The organism is Butyrivibrio sp. AE2032, assembly GCF_000702965.1.
This window is the reverse complement of record NZ_JNLF01000005.1, coordinates 663,913-682,130: the sequence shown is the minus strand read 5'-3', so window position 1 is coordinate 682,130 and position 18,218 is coordinate 663,913. Positions and strand designations below refer to the sequence as shown.

Here is an 18,218-nt window from a genome sequence, read left to right as displayed (position 1 = left end):
AACCCTTGTAAACAGTGGAATGTAACATTGTTACACAGCGTTTGGACGGCTTTGGGACAGCTGAAAAGGAGATAAAACCATGAAGATTTACGACATATCACAGGAAGTGTTCGGGTGCGAGGTCTATCCGGGTGATCCGAGCCCTGAGAGGATCGTAAAGATGAGCATTAAGGACGGCGGCGTATGTAATCTGACCGCTTTTTCGATGTGCGCCCACAACGGCACGCACGTCGATGCTCCGTTCCATTTTATCGACGGGAGCGATACGATAGATCAGGTCGACCTGAAGAATTTTGTCGGATACTGCTATGTCACATCCCACGAAGGCGAGATGACGGTAGAACAGGCTGAGGACATAATGAGGCGTGCAAAGCTCGCCGGCGGGGAATCAGGGATAGCTGACTGCGACTGCTATAACAGGATACTTGTCAGCGGCAAATCCACCATGACCGAAAAGGCGGCCACTGTCTTTGCAGGTTACGGCATAAGGCTTTACGGCAACGAATCGCAGACGGTGGGACCTCTGGAAACACCGATGGCGGTGCACCATATAATGCTCGGAAAGAAGATCGTGCTCCTTGAGGGCATAAGGCTCGCAGGAGTAGAAGAAGGCATTTATCTGCTCAATGCGGCGCCGATTAATCTCGGAGGAGCCGACGGCGCGCCCTGCAGGGCGATACTGATGTCAGTCTGACATTCCGGATCCGTAAAAAGGCCGAATAATGATCTCGGCTGCGGGATGCATAAGCGGATCCAATACGATTGATAAGAAACGGGAGTTGTTTATGATAAGACAGATTGAAAAAAGCGATTTCGCAGAATGCGTCTCCGTCATAAGGGAGAGCTTTCTCACAGTGGCAAAAGAGTTCGGCATCACGCCCGAAAACGCGCCTGCTTTCACGGCTTACGCGACTGACGAGGCAAAGCTTACGCACTGGATGGATAACCAGAAAAGGCCCATGTACGGATATTTCGATAACGGCAAACTCGTCGGCTACTATAACCTGTATCTGCCGGGCGGTAATGAATGCGAACTTGGAAGTCTGTGCGTGCTCCCGGAATACAGACACGGCGGCATCGGCGATGCGCTTCTGGAAGATTCGATCGCTAATGCGAAAGAGTTAGGCTGCACGGTAATGAAGCTCAGCATCGTGGAGGAAAATACCGTGCTCAGAAAGTGGTATGAGGAACACGGATTCATACATACGGAAACAAAGAAATTCGATTTCTTCCCGTTCACGTGCGGGTATCTGGAAAAAGAAATCTGAGGAGTGAGTTTTACATCAGTCTCTTGTATATCTCCAGGATGCTCCTGATCTGATACTGAAGGAGCCATGCGGCGTTGCTGTATTCGAGTGTGGATTTAACGAGTTTTAAAAGGCGGGGGAAGTATTCTTCGGTCTCCCTGATCATGCGGTATATCTTTTCGCGGCTCAGGGCACGGGCCATTGAAGTAAGGTTGTCGCAGCGGTCTATGCATTTTATGAGCGCTGCTTTAGGATTTTGCGAGAGTGCTTCGAAATAAGCATCCATTACTTCTTTGCGGTTGTCGGGATTCGTTTTACCGTGTGTGAGGAGTCTCACGAGTTCGCGGGCTTCTTCTCCCACAGGGAGTTCTTCCACGGTCTTCCCGCAGTCCTCGACCACGTCGTGCAGGAGACAGGCTGAAATGATGTCATCGTCTACGATGTTCAGCGCCAGGGCGTGGCAGGCAAGCGTAAGCGGGTGGTAAATGTAGGGAACCTCGGACTTCTTTCTGGTTTGACCTTTGTGTGCTTCGACCGCGAAATCCAGCGCCTTGAGTGTCTGGGAAAGCCCCTCATAACGTGCGGCGGTCTTTACGAATGTCTTCATGTGTTCCCAGTTGTAGATGGAATCGTGTGTCTCGAAAACAGTGGTCTTTTCCTCTACAAGGGCTGACACGGATACATCGAATAGTTCTGCCAGGCTAATGAGTTTATCTATGTCGGGTTTGTACTCGTCGCGTTCCCAAGAGGACACCGCCTGGAAAGAAACGCCTATCTTGTCGGCGACGTTTTCCTGTGTCATCTTGCGCTCTTCGCGGAGCAGTTTGATATTCTTACCGATACTCATAACGCACACCTCCCTTAATGCTGTTCCGAAATGTGAGATGCCTGATCTGCCGTGATCTCCAAGATCACTTATTTAAACTGATAGTAACTGAAAATGAATCGCCTGACGAAACATCAGGCTTTTGTTCTGTCTTGTCCACCCGGTTACAGAATAGTTCATCTGATACGGTTATTTTAGCGAGTGGGAATGGAACATACAATATAAAATTCAAGTTGCACTTGAGTAAGCGCGCCTCTTATTTTAAAATAATTAACCGTAGAAAAGCAGGTTTTCTGGATGCGGACCGAATTAAGGTTACGTTAAGGTTTTCGTGTTTGTACGTTAAGGTTGCATCGGTAAGATTAACTTGCAAAACATTTAAAGGGGAGCAGGAATATGAAAAAAGTTGCAGTGATAGCCGTCACGGCTGTGATGGCTGTGCCTCTCATGACCGGCTGCGGTGCGGTTACGACTCCTGTCGAGACATCTGAAAGTGAGACTTCCGTAAAGGAACTGGGGCCAGCCAGAGCTCAGGATGATTACTACAGATTCGTAAATCAGGACCGCTTTGACACAGCCGAATTCGAGTACGGAGAATCCACCGTCGAGATGGCTTTTAACTCGAAACTCATCGAAGAACAGATAGATGGGATAATCGAGGATATCGCGGCCGGAAGCGGATATGCAAAGGGCAGCGAGGAAGACATCATAAAGCATGCCTTTGATTATTACATGGATTACGATTTCGATAACGAACCGATCCCGGAAGACCTCATGAACATGATAGAAGCAGTCGACAATGCAAAGACGGTCGACGAGCTTATGGATATCGAGGCAAGACTCGTAAGGGATTACGGAATAAGCGGAATACTCGGCATTGAGCCCGGCGTCGATCCTTTTGATCCTCAGAGAAGGATCATGTTCATCGCCCAGCTTGAAGGCGTTCTCAATACATCTTTCAAATCCATGCGCGACGAGCTTTATGCAGCCGACTATATAAGAGCCGACGGAAAGGTCATCATGATGACACGCGGCTACGACAAGGATACGGCAGAGCAGTACGGCAAGGAACTGGCTTATCTTGCGATAGATCTTTACAGCGCAACTGACTTTGATGCGTTGGAAGATGCTTGGGGATTTGAATCTCTTGATCTGTATACTCCCGCACAGGTAGATGAGATCTTCACGAATGTCGATATAAAAGCTTATCTCGAAAAGATCGGATACGATACTTCCGGGATAGACACATACGGAATCTCCGACGCGGAGCAGCTTAAGGCTCTGAATGCGATCTTTGACGATAAGAATATTAACGCGCTCAAGACATGGGAACTGGGAAATCTTTATGACGCTTATTCGAGATATATAGCTCCGCACTACGGCCAGATCTCGAGCACTGCGCACAAGGATTACAGGCCACTCCGCGAGAAGGCTCTGGACGATGTCTCGGCCAATTTCAAGAATGAGACGGATCCAATCTATGTTGAGAAATATTACTCTGCCGAAATGGATAAGGCATTGAGGGATATGTGTGATGACATCAGGGCAGGATACAGGGAGATCATCTCCGGTGCAGACTGGCTCAGCGAACCTGTCAGGGAAGAACTTCTCAAAAAGCTCGAAAACATTGTTTATGTAACAGGCGTGGACAGTAAGAGACACGATAATTCGGAATATTTAGATATCTGCGGCAGCAACTACTATGAACTCTGCCTCAACTACAGAAGACTCATTATTAAGGACAAGATAAAGAGTCTCACAGAGCCCGTATCAAGGACAGATATCGCCATGCCAATGCAGATGTTCAATGCATGCTACGATCCGTCATTTAATAACATCACGATCACGGTTGCGATCACCAACGCGCCCTTCTTCGACGTGAATGCTGATTACTATACAAATCTCGGCGGTCTGGGGTCGGTAATAGCTCACGAGATGGGACATGCTTTCGACAGTGACTGCATCATGTTCAATTCAAAGGGTGAATACGATCCTTCGTGGATCTCCGCTGATGATATGGCGATCCTCACAGCCCGAAATGAAAAAGCCGTAAGATACTTTGAAGACAACTTCACGGTTTTCGGCATCTACCACGTTGACGGCGAGCAGACGCTCGGCGAGAACTATGCGGACCTGGGTGGCGTTGAATGCATCACTTCATTGGCAAAGACTAAGGAAGACAGGATCCGCCTTTTCGAGAGCTATGCGACGGTCTGGTGCGAGATGAGTTCTGATGAGTCGATCATAGGACAGATCGCATACGACTCACACAGTCCGGCGGTTATAAGAGTAAATGCGGTACTCGGTTCCATAGACGAATTCTATGAGACATATGACGTTACTGAAGGTGACGGTATGTATATCGCGCCCGAAGACCGTATCTCGCGCTGGTATTAATGTAGTAAAAAGTAAATTGTTTAATGAGGAATAATAAATGAATATTGTACTTAAAAATTCATTGAAGAATATATTCTTTAAGCCGTTCCGCACGATCCTCGTCGTTTTCGCGATCTTCGTTTGCAGCCTGTGTGCGCTGCTGTGCTTCGATCTCGGAGACTGTCTTGGAAAGATCCTTACGGAATATCTTGGGAGCGTATCGAGAGCTGATTTCATGGGCGTATCCATGGGCTTTGATGTCTCAGAGCTCCCAGAAGGTTTTCCGGAAGCAGACTATATGACGGCCTCTGCAAATTCCGAGATGTTATACAAGAAGATCGACGGCGAATACTGCTATGTAACGACCGAATCTCTCAGCATCTGGGGCGTCGACATGGATCAGGCCGTTGACATGCAGTTCATCTCGAGGATGGATATCGGATACGGCGAGATGTATGTGTCCAGGGACTTCGCGGAGAATTACGGTTATGAGGTAGGTGACAAGATCACCATCCATAACAGGGTCAAAGATGAGATGGAACTTACCATCGCGGGCATCTATCCTGAGAATACGAAGAATCCGGTGCTCAAGGGTAATACGGCTGTGGTAACTCTCGAGACGAGCGATGATATCTCATGCGGCATCAGGGAATCCGATGTCATTTTTATCGATGTCAAGGATGACAGCAGGATAAAGGAAGCTGAAGATCTCCTTAAGGATACGTTCCCTGATATATCGATAACGGAACTCTTCATCAGCGATGACGACATGTCGCTCATCAACGAATTCAAGTTCGTGTTCTATCTTCTTTTCGCTATCACATTCCTTCTCGTTATCTTCGTAACGGCATCCATCTGCAACAGGATAGTAAGCGAGAGGATGTCGTTCATCGGAACGCTCAGGAGCCTCGGAATGAGCACCACGGGTACAGGTCTGATCCTCCTTTTGGAGAACGTGATCTTTGCACTCCTGGGAAGCGTCCCTGCAGTGGTTCTCTATTCGCTCATCAGAGACGGAATTCTCGGCACGATGTTCAATCTCTCCGATTCGAACGGAGCGGTCGCATTCGAACTGCCTAAATTCCCGTTATCGCTCGTAATCGGCGTGGTCATCGGTGCCGTCCTCATCGAGTGTCTTATCCCGTTAAGAGCAATACTCAAGGCTCTGAAGACATCCATCAGAGACATCATCTTCGATAACAGGGATACTGCATATAAATTCACAAGAGCAGCACTTATCGCAGGGATCGGATGCACAGGCATCGCCATAGTTACAGCCATCTTCAGAGCAAATCTGATATGCTCCATCATCTGCCTCCTTACATCGGTCGCAGCCATCGCATCGCTCTTCCCGTGGGTGTTGAAGTTTGTTTCGACAGGCATTCAGAAGATCGGCGAAAAACATAATAAGCCGTCCTGGTCTCTTGCTGCCGTTGAGGCGGTCTCCCGCAAGAGCACTGTCGGAAGCGGCGTCTTAAGCGTAACGGCTGCAGCAATGTGCATCGTTGTCTATGCTGTCGCTTCCGGAATGTTCACATCGATGTCCGGCATAGCATTCGACTGCGATGTCAAGATGACGCCGAACAAGGCGAATAAGTATTATTCATACATAGAACACATGGACACCGTAACTGACGTTGAGCCGCTCTATACTTCGCTCCAGGAGGTCAAAGTAAATGACAGTGAAAAGCAGAGCGTCGGAAACTTCTACGGACTTCCCGATGAAGGATTCAGATACTTAAACGGATTTACGGATTTGCCCGAAAAGATCGAAACAGGCTGTGTGCTCGTTGACAGTAAGGTTGCAAAAAAGAGAGGCGTCTCAGAGGGTGATACTATCAAGATCACGATAAATCCTACAGGCGTACTCCCGATCGAAAGAGAATATAAGATCCAGCAGATCGTAGATTCCAATCCTTACGACGAGGGTGTTGAAACGTTTATTGTCCCGCTGAAGGAATATCAGGCCATCTTCATGGATATGCCGGGCGAGATCCTCATAAAGTGCACGGATCCGGAAACGGTTAAAAAGACACTTGAGACATATGCAAAGGGATCCTACTCGGATGTAAGGACGTACGATGAGCTTATAGAGGATAATGAGAGCGGAAATGCAAAGACAACGGCGGTCATCACCACAGTCATCATAATCGCACTCGGCATGACAGCCATCGGCATGGTCTCCAACCAGCTCATCGGCTTTACAGGGAGAAAGAAGGAGTGCGCAGTCATGCTCTCGACATCGATGAGTAAGGGAAAGCTTTCAGGCATACTCTTTAAGGAAGTACTGATCACTTCGCTCACGGCATGCAGCATCGGAACCGTACTGGGATATCTGCTCACTCACATTCTTCAGGCTGCAATGGATAACACGGAGATACTCGTCATGGATGTCAGTGTGGAACCGTCAAAACTTCTGTTCTTCTTCATTACCATGACAATACTCTTTACGGTAACAGTTCTCTTCCCGATAAGGAGCCTCAGGAAAATGAAGATATCTGAACAGATAAAGTATGAATAACAATTTGGAGGATAATAAAATGAATAAGATCATCGAAGTAAATAATGTCAGCAAGGCATTCGGAAAGAACGAGAATATCAACCAGGTATTAGACGGCGCGTCAATGTCGGTCGAACAGGGAGAGTTCGTATCTCTCATGGGTGCTTCCGGCTCCGGTAAATCCACACTCCTTTATCTGATCGGCGGACTTGACCGTAACTTTGAAGGAAACATCTCAGTCTGCGGAAAAGACATCGGAGCGATGAAGGACAAAGAACTTTCAAGCTTAAGACTCAGGAACATGGGATTCGTATTCCAGTTCTATAATCTCGTAATGAACCTGAACGTAGCGGACAACATCCTTCTCCCGCAGACGATGGCAGGAAAGAAGAAGTCCGAGCTTAAGGGAGCGCTCGATGAGATACTTGAGATCACGGGACTTACCGAAAAGCGCAAGGCAATGCCGAATACATTGTCGGGCGGACAGCAGCAGAGAGTTGCGATCGCCAGAGCGGTCATCGGCAATCCACAGATAATACTTGCTGACGAACCTACGGGAAATCTCGACAAGGCCTCGAGTATCGAGATCATGGAACTGTTCTCCAGGCTCAATAAGGAAAAGGGTCTTACGATCCTCCAGGTAACCCACTCCGAGAAGTGTGCCGCATACGGTACGCGCACGATAATGCTCGAGAGCGGAAAGACAATAGGCTGACCCCTCACTCACCCCCAAGATATAGATGCGAAAAGCGGCTGAATGCGAAAGCACGGCCGCTTTTTGTTTGTGGTTATCCTGTTGAAACTTGACAATGTAAAGATAGCGCTTATAATCTTGATATTGACAGTGTCAAGATAGGAGATCTTGAGATGAGGAAAAAGGGAAAGATGATGATAGCGGTATTGTGTGTTCTTGCGGTTCCTGTTGTTATACTCGCCGTGTGGGCCATCATGAGTCCGGGGAGGATAAGGACGTATGAAGGGGAGAAGAGCCTTTCTGAGAAATTCGTTATGGATATCAACGGAGCTCCGAACGGATTTTTCATCAACAGCAAGGACACGGATAATCCGGTCCTGCTTCTGGTATCGAGCGGTCCCGGAACCGACGATTATGTTTTCACCGATAAGTATAAGGATATGAACCTTGAAGATGATTTCACTGTTGTTTATTGGGATTACCGGTGGATGGGGATCGCGTATAAAAGTAATGCGGATTCTGACAGCATAAATATTGATAACCTTCTTTCGGATGCCAATGCGGTAACTGAATATCTCAAGGAACGTTTTCATAAGGATAAGATATTCATAATGGGATTTTCAGGCGGAACTCACATCGCTTTACGGGCGGCTGCTGAACATCCGGAGAATTATTATGCATATATCGGGATGGCCCAGTGTGTGACTGACTCCGGGGAAAATGATACTTTGATGTATGACTTCATGAAAAGTGTCTTTGAAGAACGCGGCGATAGGAAGTCGCTTAAAAAACTGGAAGATTCCGTCATCCATCTTGACGGTGGAAACATTAAGTGTAAAGATTGGTTTGTGTATGTTAATCTGCTCCATGATGCGGGCGGCGGAACTATAAAGGATAAGAGTGAGTTTGAAGGGATCACCTGGCCGATACTGACTTGCAAATGTTATACGGTCACCGAGAAGATCAACTACGTCAGAGGAATGAAGATGTACAGGAATACACCTCTGGCGAAAGAGACTGACGGATTTGATTACAGAGAACTCATTCCCGGACTTGAAGTTCCCGCATTCTTCATCAGCGGAGAATACGATTATAACTGCCCGTGGGATCTGGTCAGAGATTACTGTGAAAAAATCGATGCTCCGGATAAGGAGTTTTATCTTATCACGGGATCGGCGCACAGTCCTCTTTGGGAGAAACCTTCGGACACATGCAAAGCATTAAGAGAGATAAAGGAGAGAACCATAAATGGCTGATATGTATCATCACGGAAACCTGAGACAGGCTCTTATTGATGCGGGCATAAAACTTATAAACGAGAATGGTGAGGAGAATCTTTCTCTCCGTAAGGTCGCTGCTGAATGCGGAGTGTCGCATGCGGCGCCGTATGCTCATTTCTCAGGTAAGGATGAACTGATCGCCGCCATCAAGGATACTGTTACGGACAGATTCATGGAGGAACTTGAATCCGCCATCGAAGGAACGTCATCTGCCGATGAAGGACTCATCGCAATGGGAAGAGCATATATCGTTTTCTTCTCAAATAATCCGGATTACTTTGTCTTCCTCTTCGGCAAGCAACAGATAAATGCCCACATGAAGATGAATAAGGAGTATAAAAATGACTATCCTCCGTTCCTGCTTCTCAGAAGAATGTATAAAAAGCATCTTGAAGAGAATGGTCTTGAAAAAGACGAGGAGGAACAGGAAATTGATCTCATAAAGATCTGGTCGATCGTTCACGGCATGGCTTCGATCGCCTGCATGAGAGGTGTAAAGACATCTTTCGACTGGAGCGATCCTGATCCGAGATTACTTGTATAAGCGAGGAAATGATGTATGGAGATTGAATACAGAGACACACATGAATTTACGCCTGCCGAACTTGAGAGACTCTTCCTTTCAGTAGAGTGGTCGTCGGGACATTTCCCCGATAAACTCGCAGAGGCAATGAAGGGTTACAAGACAGTCTATTCCGCGTATGACGGAGATAAGCTCGTAGGCATGATCTGTTCGATGGATGACGGCGTGATGAATGCTTATGTTCATTATCTTCTCGTCGATCCGGAATACCACGGAAAGAGTATCGGAAGAAAGCTCGTCGAAATGACAAAACAACATTATAAGGATTACATGCGTATATGTGTGATCGCGTATGACACGGCAGTTCACTTTTATGAGCAGTGCGGGTTTGCAATAAGCGAAGGCGCATCTCCTATGTGCATCACTTCTCTTTGGACCTGAGGTGATTATGATTTTTGAAATAATCCGTCAGATATTCGAGTTGCTGGGCATGGTCGATGCTCCGACTCTCTACATGATAATCTTCACGCCTTCGTGGCTTCTGGTTCTGATCCTTTTTGCGATAATCGTGAGAAAAAAGAAAAAGCCCGTATTTACAGTGCTCGCATTTATACCGGTCATAAATTTTGCCGTGTTCTATCTTTTCAACTACACCAGGGGACTTCCGATGTTCGGCATTACGAGATATGGACCGCATCTGGCGGCTGCACTGATCTATTGTGTCATCTCGATCATCATCGCACGATCTAAGAGAAAAGTCCTTCCGCTGATACTTGGAGGAATCCCCTGTATCGTGGTCTCGCTCTGGACGGTCTTCTATGTTCTCGCGATGGGTTCTTATTATCATTTCGGAAACTTCAGCCATCAGGGATATGAGAAGTCGATGGCTTCGCTCATAGACGAACTCGAGAAGAATTATGTCTTGAGAGATTACAAGGAGATCGACTTTGACGGCTTAAGGCAGGAATACATCCCGATGGCCGCAGAGGCTGAAAGGAATAATGATGAAGCAGCCTTTGCAGAGGCAGTGGCGAATCTCTGTTATGAATTCCATGACGGACATCTGTCGATGAGGATAAACGATCCTGATCTCGGTGACGAAGTTGCCGAAAGAATGAACGGTAACGATTACGGATTCTCCATGATCAGAACCGATGACGGAAAAGTGCTCGCGATCCTGGTGGACGAGACATCCGAAGCATTCAAGCAGGGAATACACAGCGGCACCGTAATAACAGGATGGGACGGTAAAGACATAGATGATGCTCTGAAGGATGTCCGCTGCGTTCCTTCTTCGATCTATATGACCGCATATCCGATAGCGGAGAACGAGGAGATAGTAAAACCGATATTTCTCGCAGGCATGGGAGGTGATACCGTAAACGTTAGATTCATCGATGATTCGGGAGCAACAAAAGAGATTACAGCCCAAAGCATGGGAAGTTACTCTGACAGGCTGTGGAGTGCCACATATCCGATAACAGGAAAGAGATGCGGCGAATTTGCGTATGCCACGATGCTTGATGACCGTTGCGGTTATTTATGTATGCCCAGAGAAAGTTTTGATGATATGAAAGACATCGATGCGGGACTGAAAGATGAATATCCGGAGGTGAAAGAACTTTTCATCGAGCGGATAGAAGGACTCAAGTCTCAAGGCATGGACAGACTGATAATCGACATAAGGGATAACGACGGCGGCATCGATGTTGTTTATGAGCAGCTGGTGACTCTTTTCACTGACAGGGAGGTCATTTCGTACGGCGGTTTTTACGATGGAAGCGGATTCAAAAAGAGTGAAAGCTGGGCATGGACGATACCCTATGACGGAAGATATATGGATATCCCCGTTGTGGTGCTCGTCAATGCAGGGTGTGCGAGCTGCGGAGACATACTGGCTTACAGGCTTTCGAACTGCCCCAATGTTACGCTGATGGGCATGACGACCACATGGGGTTCGGCGCAGAGCATGGGCGGTCAGATCCTTCTCGGCGGCGGACATATCTCAGTAAGGTATCCGATCATCGCATCTCTCGATGAGGACCTCTCGGTATTGGTCGATGCGGGCAAGGACAGGATAAGTTCCGTCGTACTCGACGAGAAGATTCCTCTCGATGAAAAGGCGGTTCACGTTCTCTATGACATGGATGCCGATTACGATCTGATGTATGCGAAGCATTATATGGAGATATACGGTAATGAAGACACTTAAAGAACGCAAGACATGGAAGATACTGCTGGCCCTGATAATCCTAATTGGTGTCGTAACAGGCATCTTTGCCGGAGTCAGCTCTATGTACGACAGAAAGCGCTACCGTGAGGAGCTTGAGGCTTATCAGGAAGCGAAGGCTGCGGGCTACGACCTCGGGTATTCCATATGCTCCAAGGCAGGCGAGGTTACGCTGGACGGTGTCGCGTACGACCTTTACAGCAGACGTTGGGATTCCTTCGTTGACGGGAGTTTTCAAAAAGATTTCCTCATCAGAAAAGATGCTTCTTATATCGACGAGGCTGAAGGCAGCACGACTGACCTTATGATCTACGGAAGACTGGAAGGATATGCCGACGATCCTGACGATGAGACCGAATATGATCCCGGTAAATACGAGATAATCGAACCTTATAAGTTTGCGAAGTATGTCAAGCGCGTTGACATGTGGGCGGTGGCAGGTATCATCGTGCTGGTCGTTATCGCCGAGTGCGTGCTTATTGCCGCTCTGGCCGTATATTTCATCGTATATGCGGTTAAGAAATCGCGCGTGAAGAAAGCATAGGGATATAAGTGATGTTCGGAAATAAAAGCAGTAAGGGCAAGCTTAAGTCATTCAGATACAGTCCGGGTTATTCAGACATGCGCGGTGCGAGTCATTCGGATATTCTCGAAATGAACGAAGACGGCAAATGGGTGATCGTAAGCCGGAACCGAGATTATTACAATGAACCGGTGCGTGTCACGACTTACGCAGTTTCTTCCGAAGCAGAAGCACAGTTCGAGGAGTTTATCGGAAAAAAGAATCTGATCTCTCTTTCGAAACGCCTGAAGAGCAAACTGTTTATCCACGACCACAGCCCGTGGTGTTATGAGATCGTCTACGATTTTTCCGGAACGGGCGGGAACAGTTCGGAGGATTACCGCATACACCAGTATAAAGTCTATACAAAGGCTGACCTTGATCTGCTGAGTGAAGTCAGGGAGATGTTCTGTTCCCTTAAGGGTGATATAATCTCGGAAGAAACTGAAAAGACTGAAGAATAAGGACCTTCAAATGACTATCGCTGACAGGATACAGAGTCTCAGAAAATCGAAGGGAATGTCTCAGGAAGAACTGGCAGATGCTGTCGGTGTGTCCAGGCAGGCCGTATCGAAATGGGAGAGCGAGCAGGCAACTCCCGACATAGACAAAGTTCTGATAATGAGCGAGGTCTTCGGTGTAACGACTGATTATATCCTCAAAGGCATCGAACCGGTCAAGACGGAAGAACATAAAACGATGGGCGATGTTGTCGATCAGAAGATACTGACTAAGGAAAACGGAACACGCGCTAAGAAGATATTGAAGTGGGTCCTGATAGGCGTCGGTGCACTGGTAGCGATAGACCTTATATCGATGCTGATCTTTTTCCTCGTTAACGGATTCCCGACTTAAACTGTCGCTCTCTATTGATTTGTTTTCTAAAATATCCGAGGCGGATCTCCGTCATGTCTTTCGACCTGTTTTAGGCATTTTAGGGGCATTCAGGCGTCCCCGCATCCGTTAAGTTTTTTAAGTGCTATAATTACGCGGTTTTAAGAAAAATAATATTGGGGATAAGTCATGTTAAAGAGAAGGATAATGTGTGTTTTGCTGGCCGGAGTGCTTATGGTTTCTGGCTGCAGTACTGCTGATATAGGAGATGCCGGAAACGGTCCTGAAACGACGGCTGAGGCAACGGTTCCTGAGACATCAGAGACCACCGCGGAGATCACTGAGACCACAAAAGCTCCGGAACCGCTTGAGTTCAATCCGCACGTCCACACTGATCTTCTGTCAGAGTATGTTACGGAAGATATGTGGACTTCGCTCTATAACTGCATCGATGCGGTCCGCGCGGGAGAGGATACTTTCGAGTGTTCCGACGAGGAAGCGTTTAAATGGTGTACAGACGATACTATATTGGGTTCGTTCCTGCCTCCGGCGTGCACGCTCGTTGGCGGTGACGGCTATGAGGACGGTACCGGCAGACTCAAGTACAAGATGGATAAGGATAAATACCTCGAGCGCGAGAAGGTGTTTGAGGATGAGGTCGTGAGGATGCTCAATGAAGCCGTCCGTTCGGACTATTCCGATTTTGAGAAGCTCATGGGCATCTATGCATACGTCTGCAGGAACTTCCAATACGACTACAGTTCTATAGACGGCAATACAGTTGATGAATTCAGTACTTACGCTTGCCTCATGACCAAGCAGGGAATATGCTGCGAGATCGCGGGGGCATTGTCTTATCTGCTCCTGCAGTGCGGCGTGGAGGCGACGGAGTTCGGAGGCGAGGGCTCTGCCGGATATCACGACTGGACTTATGTCGTGATCGGCGGGGAAGGCTACCATGTCGATGCGACCTGGGCGGTCTACGGCGGAGACCCTTACGGTGTGCTGAACCTGAAATATTTCATGCAGACGGAAGCAGAACGCGTGTCCGACGGGTTTGAGGAAAAACTCGAAGTCGATCATGTTTGGCCCTGGAAGATGGATTACGATCTCGGAAGATTCAAGGCGACGGATGAGAAGTTCAAGTCTTTGCACGACTGGGTGACATTTCAAGGAATGGATACAGAGAGAAATGTCATTTTCTGCACGGATACTGACGGAAATCATTTCGAGTTCAGTTACGGCGACATCTGATCTTTTATTATGCGTTTTTAGACATAAATCTCTTATTGTGCTAAAATTTCCTTAATATTTCGAAAGAAATAACGGGAGGCAAGATTATGAAGAGATTAGTGGCTTTGGTCATTGCAGGCGCAATGTCTCTGGCATTGTTCGGATGCGGAAAGACAAATAACGGCGGAAAGAGCGGTAACGATGACGGTGATAAGCCGAAGACGACAACTGCAGGTGCTGAAATCGATTCCGTAACAGAGGACGTCGGAGTAGATTTCAGACAGAAGGGCCAGAAGGCAGTTTTCAAGGTTGACGGCAGCCTTGACCTGGCAGAGGATGCCTGGATGGGTTTCATCCCCGGAACAAAAGGTTTCAAAAAAGAAGTGGATGCCGACGAGTTAGACGTGCTGTATTCCTATAACTGTGACGACGAAAGAAAGTCCGGCGACCAGTATGTTTTCGAGTTCGACAATGATTCGATCGAAGCCCTTGATGACGGAGATTACATCATCGTTCTTTGCAACACGGATGAAGACACGGGCAAAGTCCTGCTGTATTTCCCGGCAACGCTGGATGGGCCTGATGTAACACCCGATTTCGACAAGATCGTTATCAACTGATAAATTCATGAATATTCAAACAGCGGAAGAGTCAGACCTCCGGGAGATCCTGGAGTTGCAGTATCTTGCGTATCAGAGTGAGGCGGCATTGTTCGGCAACAAGAACATACCGCCTCTTAAGGAAACGCCTGACGAACTGAAGGAAGAGTTCGATAAAGGCGTCATCCTGAAGATGACTGAAGGGGATAAGATCATCGGTTCGGTGCGTGCCTTCGAAAAAAACGGGACGGCATACATCGGCAAGCTGATGGTCCACCCGGATCACAGGCGCAAAGGATACGGCAGCATGCTGCTGACGGAGATCGAGAAGTGTTTTCCCGGTAAGCGTTATGAGCTCTTCACAAGTACCAGGAGTAAAGACAACATAAGGCTCTACGAGTCACTGGGATATAGGATCTTCGACAGAAAAGAGATCGATGACGAACTTGTCTTCGTCTATCTCGAAAAATAAGAAAGCAGGTATGGGGAAAAATGGGAAAAAGGGTTGTATTGATCATTTCAGCGGTCATTGCACTTATCGGCATTGGTTTGTTTGCGGCCGGATCTGTTCTGGCCGCGGGCGACACCACGGAAGATAACAGGATAGATCTTTTTGATCCGGAATCTTTCAAGGACGGTGCCACGGGAACGGTCCACCTGAACGCGGAAGATATCTACGAATGGGAGAAGGGGCTCTGCACCGTTGTAGATTACGATGAGGAAGAAAACGGCGTATTCACGTTCATTACCGGTGTTGACACCAACAGGTTTGCAGTCGGACTCTTCCTGGTGCCGAGAGATGCTGAAGGCAGGATGATCTTTAGCGTTACGGTCAAGCCGTGTCCTGAGGAGAACAGGCAGAAAGTCCTTAATGCGATGTATGACTCGTATTATACGCTCTACGAGAGAGTGGCCGACGATCCCGACACGAGTCCGGAACTGATGTCGATGCTCGAATACTATATCTCGGATGAGGGCAGGGCTGACATGGATGAGGGCATGTCTCACCTGATGCTGGAAGTTACACCCACGACAAACTACGGTCTCATGAAGACAGCAGGCATAGTGATCGCAGCGCTCGGAGCACTCGTTGCCGTCATCTGCCTTCTCTCCTATAAGGTTAAGGGCAGGACCATTGTTCTCGGATTTGTTGTCCTCCTCGTAGTCGCTGCCGGTGTATGTCTCTTCATGCTCAGGAAACACATAACTACAGTAGCATCATTAAAAGAGCATTCGACAGGCGTTTATACGCTGAAATACACAGCTGACTATAAGCTCGACAAAATCCTTGATTCTAATATCACCAATGAAGGCGAACTCCTTGGCTGGGCAGAGAAGGAACTCTACTTCGGGATGCCCGTATCGATGAAGGAAAGCCTTTTCGGTTGTGCTGCATTTGCAGTAACAGACAGCAACGGCAATCACCTGATGGGAAGAAATACCGACTATCCGGAAACAGACTGCCTGATGCTCTACAGTGATCCGGTCGACGGTTACGATTCAATTGCTTTGGTAGACCTGTCGATAATCAATATCGGCACCGGCGAAGACCAGGTATCACCGACTTCGTTCACGGGCCGTCTGGCGACACTCGCGATGCCTTATTTCACGATCGAAGGCATGAACGAGGCAGGCTTCGGAGTATCCATCCTTGAACTTGAACATGAAGAGATACATCAGAATCTCGGAAGAAAAGATACGCTTCTTAACGTTGCCGTAAGAGCGGTATTGGACCGCTGCGCAACTGTTGACGAGGCTGTAGCCATGCTCGAACAGTTCGACATGAATACCATGCTCGGCGCAACCTTCCATCTCTTTATGTGCGACAAGACCGGCAGGAGCGTGGTCGTCGAGTGGCTCGGTGACAAGATGTATGTCACAGATAATCCCGCCATCACGAATTATGTTATCGGCAATACTTCATACTACGGTGAGGAGAATGGTGACGGCCGCTATGAGGTCCTCATGGAAGATCTGGACGGCTGCGCATGTGTCGCTTCAGCTTCCGAAGCAATGGGGTTCCTCTCTGATGTCGGTTACGATAACAAGAAATCCGCCGGCATCGGAACAGAGTGGTCCTGCGTCTATGATCTCGACAACTTCACGGTAACTGTGTGCTTCGATGTCAAATACGATCAGCCGATAACGGTAATGCGGGACACATTCAATTAGGGCGCGGTTTTAGAGTTCTACAAGTATATGCAGGCCGGCGGAAGCTGACCTGCATTTTTTTGCCTTGACAAAAACAGGTAACATGTTACACTTATCGGTAACATATTACCTATTTGGAGATGCAGCATGAACATAAACGAAGTTATTCAAAACGGCAACATAGATTTCACCGGGATACCGCCGCAGTACTTCCTTTTGGGGCTTCTCAGCGCTTTCGATAACCGCTTCCAGGCGATGGCGGACAGGATGATGGAAGAGATCAGCTGGAAGCAGTTTTTCGCGATCATATGCATAAACATGTGCAAGGAGCCGCCGACGTTAAATGAACTGTCAGACATCTTGGGAAGCTCGCATCAGAACGTGAAGCAGATCCTCTTAAAGCTTGAGACGAAGGACTTCATAGAGTTAGTTCCCGACGCTGATGACAGGCGAAAGCAGCGCATCGTGCTGACAAAGAAGTGCAGGAGATTCTGCGAGAAGAATGACGGCATGAGTATGGATGTCATGACGAAGATGTTCGACGGTATATCTGAAAAAGACTTGAACAAGACGATACAAACGATAATAAAGATCGAGAGCAACCTTAAGGAGATAGAGAGATGAAAGGGATAATCTTATTTAAATCAAAGTATGGTTCAACAAGGAAATATGCTGAGTGGCTTTCAGAGGCCACAGGTTTTAAGGCAGTGGAGACCGACAAGGCCGACCTGAAGGAAGTGGACGGATGCGACACCGTGATAATCGGCGGCGGATTATATGCATCGGGAATGAACGGATTATCGTTCCTGAAGAAGAATATCGGCATGCTCAAGGGAAAGAAGGTCATCGCGTTCTGCTGTGGCGCATCACCATACGAAGAGACATATTTCAAGTCGGTAAGAGACTACAACATGAAGGATGCTATAGCGGATATCCCGCTGTTCTACTGCAGGGGAGGGTGCGACCTTAAGAACATGTCGTTCAAGGACAGAACGCTCTGCAAGATGCTGATCAAGTCATTGGCGAAAAAGGATCCCAAAGATATGGCAGTGTGGGAGAAGGCTTTGGTCGATGCAGGTGAATCCGCATACGACTGCACCGACAGGGAATATCTGAAGCCGGTACTTGAGGCTATTGGGATCTGAGAGAAGAGAAAGAACGGA

The 18,218-nt window shown here is 47.8% G+C and carries 19 protein-coding genes; 18 read left to right on the top strand and 1 reads right to left on the bottom strand.

Annotated features, from left to right (window positions below; all coding sequences use genetic code 11):
* Window positions 1–79: 79 nt before the first annotated feature.
* Both BO18_RS20715 and BO18_RS20710 read left to right on the top strand, forming a co-directional pair.
* The gene (locus BO18_RS20715) at window positions 80–694 is read left to right on the top strand and encodes a cyclase family protein (RefSeq protein ID WP_034449347.1); all 615 of its coding nucleotides are present in this window, start codon (window positions 80–82) and stop codon (window positions 692–694) included.
* Between the two features lie 91 nt (window positions 695–785).
* Window positions 786–1,268 (top strand): GNAT family N-acetyltransferase, encoded by a 483-nt coding sequence (locus BO18_RS20710; RefSeq protein WP_034451485.1) that lies wholly within the window; start codon window positions 786–788, stop codon window positions 1,266–1,268.
* A 10-nt stretch (window positions 1,269–1,278) separates the two neighbouring features.
* Here the strand turns inward: BO18_RS20710 and BO18_RS33250 are convergent, their stop codons facing one another.
* A complete protein-coding gene (locus BO18_RS33250; protein WP_051689011.1) occupies window positions 1,279–2,094 on the bottom strand; it encodes a helix-turn-helix domain-containing protein in 816 nt (271 codons plus the stop codon).
* Window positions 2,095–2,469: 375 nt separating this feature from the next.
* On the opposite strand from BO18_RS33250, the gene BO18_RS20700 reads away from it, so the two are divergent.
* The 16 genes from BO18_RS20700 to BO18_RS20625 all read left to right on the top strand — a co-directional run bounded on the left by BO18_RS20700 (window position 2,470) and on the right by BO18_RS20625 (window position 18,200).
* Window positions 2,470–4,470 carry a M13 family metallopeptidase gene (locus tag BO18_RS20700; protein ID WP_034449345.1) on the top strand — a complete coding sequence of 667 codons (2,001 nt, stop codon included), beginning with the start codon at window positions 2,470–2,472 and terminating at the stop codon, window positions 4,468–4,470.
* Window positions 4,471–4,507: 37 nt separating this feature from the next.
* Window positions 4,508–6,970 (top strand): ABC transporter permease, encoded by a 2,463-nt coding sequence (locus tag BO18_RS20695; protein WP_034449343.1) that lies wholly within the window; start codon window positions 4,508–4,510, stop codon window positions 6,968–6,970.
* Between the two features lie 19 nt (window positions 6,971–6,989).
* Window positions 6,990–7,664 (top strand): ABC transporter ATP-binding protein, encoded by a 675-nt coding sequence (locus BO18_RS20690; protein ID WP_034449341.1) that lies wholly within the window; start codon window positions 6,990–6,992, stop codon window positions 7,662–7,664.
* A 152-nt stretch (window positions 7,665–7,816) separates the two neighbouring features.
* A complete protein-coding gene (locus BO18_RS20685; protein WP_034449340.1) occupies window positions 7,817–8,899 on the top strand; it encodes an alpha/beta fold hydrolase in 1,083 nt (360 codons plus the stop codon).
* Window positions 8,892–9,467, top strand: a complete 576-nt coding sequence (locus BO18_RS20680) for a TetR/AcrR family transcriptional regulator (protein ID WP_034449339.1) — start codon at window positions 8,892–8,894, stop codon at window positions 9,465–9,467. Before BO18_RS20685 ends, BO18_RS20680 begins: the two co-directional genes overlap by 8 nt.
* Before the next feature lie 15 nt (window positions 9,468–9,482).
* Window positions 9,483–9,887 carry a GNAT family N-acetyltransferase gene (locus BO18_RS20675; RefSeq protein ID WP_034449337.1) on the top strand — a complete coding sequence of 135 codons (405 nt, stop codon included), beginning with the start codon at window positions 9,483–9,485 and terminating at the stop codon, window positions 9,885–9,887.
* Window positions 9,888–9,894: 7 nt separating this feature from the next.
* On the top strand, window positions 9,895–11,658 hold the full coding sequence (locus BO18_RS20670; RefSeq protein ID WP_034449335.1) for a S41 family peptidase: 1,764 nt from the start codon (window positions 9,895–9,897) through the stop codon (window positions 11,656–11,658).
* Entirely contained in the window at window positions 11,645–12,220 is a 576-nt protein-coding gene (locus tag BO18_RS20665; RefSeq protein ID WP_034449334.1) for a hypothetical protein, read from the top strand. The genes BO18_RS20670 and BO18_RS20665 overlap by 14 nt, the downstream gene beginning before the upstream one ends.
* Before the next feature lie 11 nt (window positions 12,221–12,231).
* On the top strand, window positions 12,232–12,702 hold the full coding sequence (locus tag BO18_RS20660) for a hypothetical protein (RefSeq protein ID WP_034449332.1): 471 nt from the start codon (window positions 12,232–12,234) through the stop codon (window positions 12,700–12,702).
* Between the two features lie 10 nt (window positions 12,703–12,712).
* Window positions 12,713–13,093: a helix-turn-helix domain-containing protein gene (locus BO18_RS36320; protein ID WP_081861175.1), complete on the top strand. Its 381-nt coding sequence runs from the start codon at window positions 12,713–12,715 to the stop codon at window positions 13,091–13,093.
* 168 nt (window positions 13,094–13,261) lie between these two features.
* Entirely contained in the window at window positions 13,262–14,326 is a 1,065-nt protein-coding gene (locus tag BO18_RS20650) for a transglutaminase-like domain-containing protein (RefSeq protein WP_034449329.1), read from the top strand.
* 86 nt (window positions 14,327–14,412) lie between these two features.
* Complete coding sequence (locus BO18_RS20645; protein WP_034449327.1) at window positions 14,413–14,925, top strand: hypothetical protein; 513 nt, start codon at window positions 14,413–14,415, stop codon at window positions 14,923–14,925.
* A gap of 7 nt (window positions 14,926–14,932) precedes the next feature.
* A complete protein-coding gene (locus tag BO18_RS20640) occupies window positions 14,933–15,376 on the top strand; it encodes a GNAT family N-acetyltransferase (protein WP_034449325.1) in 444 nt (147 codons plus the stop codon).
* Between the two features lie 20 nt (window positions 15,377–15,396).
* Window positions 15,397–17,076, top strand: coding sequence for a linear amide C-N hydrolase (locus tag BO18_RS20635; protein ID WP_034449322.1), 1,680 nt, complete (start codon window positions 15,397–15,399; stop codon window positions 17,074–17,076).
* Window positions 17,077–17,202: 126 nt separating this feature from the next.
* Complete coding sequence (locus BO18_RS20630; protein WP_034449321.1) at window positions 17,203–17,679, top strand: MarR family winged helix-turn-helix transcriptional regulator; 477 nt, start codon at window positions 17,203–17,205, stop codon at window positions 17,677–17,679.
* Window positions 17,676–18,200 (top strand): flavodoxin domain-containing protein, encoded by a 525-nt coding sequence (locus BO18_RS20625; protein ID WP_034449319.1) that lies wholly within the window; start codon window positions 17,676–17,678, stop codon window positions 18,198–18,200. Before BO18_RS20630 ends, BO18_RS20625 begins: the two co-directional genes overlap by 4 nt.
* The last annotated feature ends 18 nt before the right edge of the window (window positions 18,201–18,218 follow it).

Coding starts and splice junctions, on each gene's coding strand:
- BO18_RS20675 (WP_034449337.1), top strand. CDS start 9,483: ATGGAGATTGAATACAGAGACACACATGAATTTACGCCTGCCGAACTT.
- BO18_RS20695 (WP_034449343.1), top strand. CDS start 4,508: ATGAATATTGTACTTAAAAATTCATTGAAGAATATATTCTTTAAGCCG.
- BO18_RS20670 (WP_034449335.1), top strand. CDS start 9,895: ATGATTTTTGAAATAATCCGTCAGATATTCGAGTTGCTGGGCATGGTC.
- BO18_RS20680 (WP_034449339.1), top strand. CDS start 8,892: ATGGCTGATATGTATCATCACGGAAACCTGAGACAGGCTCTTATTGAT.
- BO18_RS20665 (WP_034449334.1), top strand. CDS start 11,645: ATGAAGACACTTAAAGAACGCAAGACATGGAAGATACTGCTGGCCCTG.
- BO18_RS20700 (WP_034449345.1), top strand. CDS start 2,470: ATGAAAAAAGTTGCAGTGATAGCCGTCACGGCTGTGATGGCTGTGCCT.
- BO18_RS20635 (WP_034449322.1), top strand. CDS start 15,397: ATGGGAAAAAGGGTTGTATTGATCATTTCAGCGGTCATTGCACTTATC.
- BO18_RS33250 (WP_051689011.1), bottom strand. CDS start 2,094: ATGAGTATCGGTAAGAATATCAAACTGCTCCGCGAAGAGCGCAAGATG.
- BO18_RS36320 (WP_081861175.1), top strand. CDS start 12,713: ATGACTATCGCTGACAGGATACAGAGTCTCAGAAAATCGAAGGGAATG.
- BO18_RS20625 (WP_034449319.1), top strand. CDS start 17,676: ATGAAAGGGATAATCTTATTTAAATCAAAGTATGGTTCAACAAGGAAA.
- BO18_RS20710 (WP_034451485.1), top strand. CDS start 786: ATGATAAGACAGATTGAAAAAAGCGATTTCGCAGAATGCGTCTCCGTC.
- BO18_RS20650 (WP_034449329.1), top strand. CDS start 13,262: ATGTTAAAGAGAAGGATAATGTGTGTTTTGCTGGCCGGAGTGCTTATG.
- BO18_RS20690 (WP_034449341.1), top strand. CDS start 6,990: ATGAATAAGATCATCGAAGTAAATAATGTCAGCAAGGCATTCGGAAAG.
- BO18_RS20660 (WP_034449332.1), top strand. CDS start 12,232: ATGTTCGGAAATAAAAGCAGTAAGGGCAAGCTTAAGTCATTCAGATAC.
- BO18_RS20640 (WP_034449325.1), top strand. CDS start 14,933: ATGAATATTCAAACAGCGGAAGAGTCAGACCTCCGGGAGATCCTGGAG.
- BO18_RS20630 (WP_034449321.1), top strand. CDS start 17,203: ATGAACATAAACGAAGTTATTCAAAACGGCAACATAGATTTCACCGGG.
- BO18_RS20685 (WP_034449340.1), top strand. CDS start 7,817: ATGAGGAAAAAGGGAAAGATGATGATAGCGGTATTGTGTGTTCTTGCG.
- BO18_RS20715 (WP_034449347.1), top strand. CDS start 80: ATGAAGATTTACGACATATCACAGGAAGTGTTCGGGTGCGAGGTCTAT.
- BO18_RS20645 (WP_034449327.1), top strand. CDS start 14,413: ATGAAGAGATTAGTGGCTTTGGTCATTGCAGGCGCAATGTCTCTGGCA.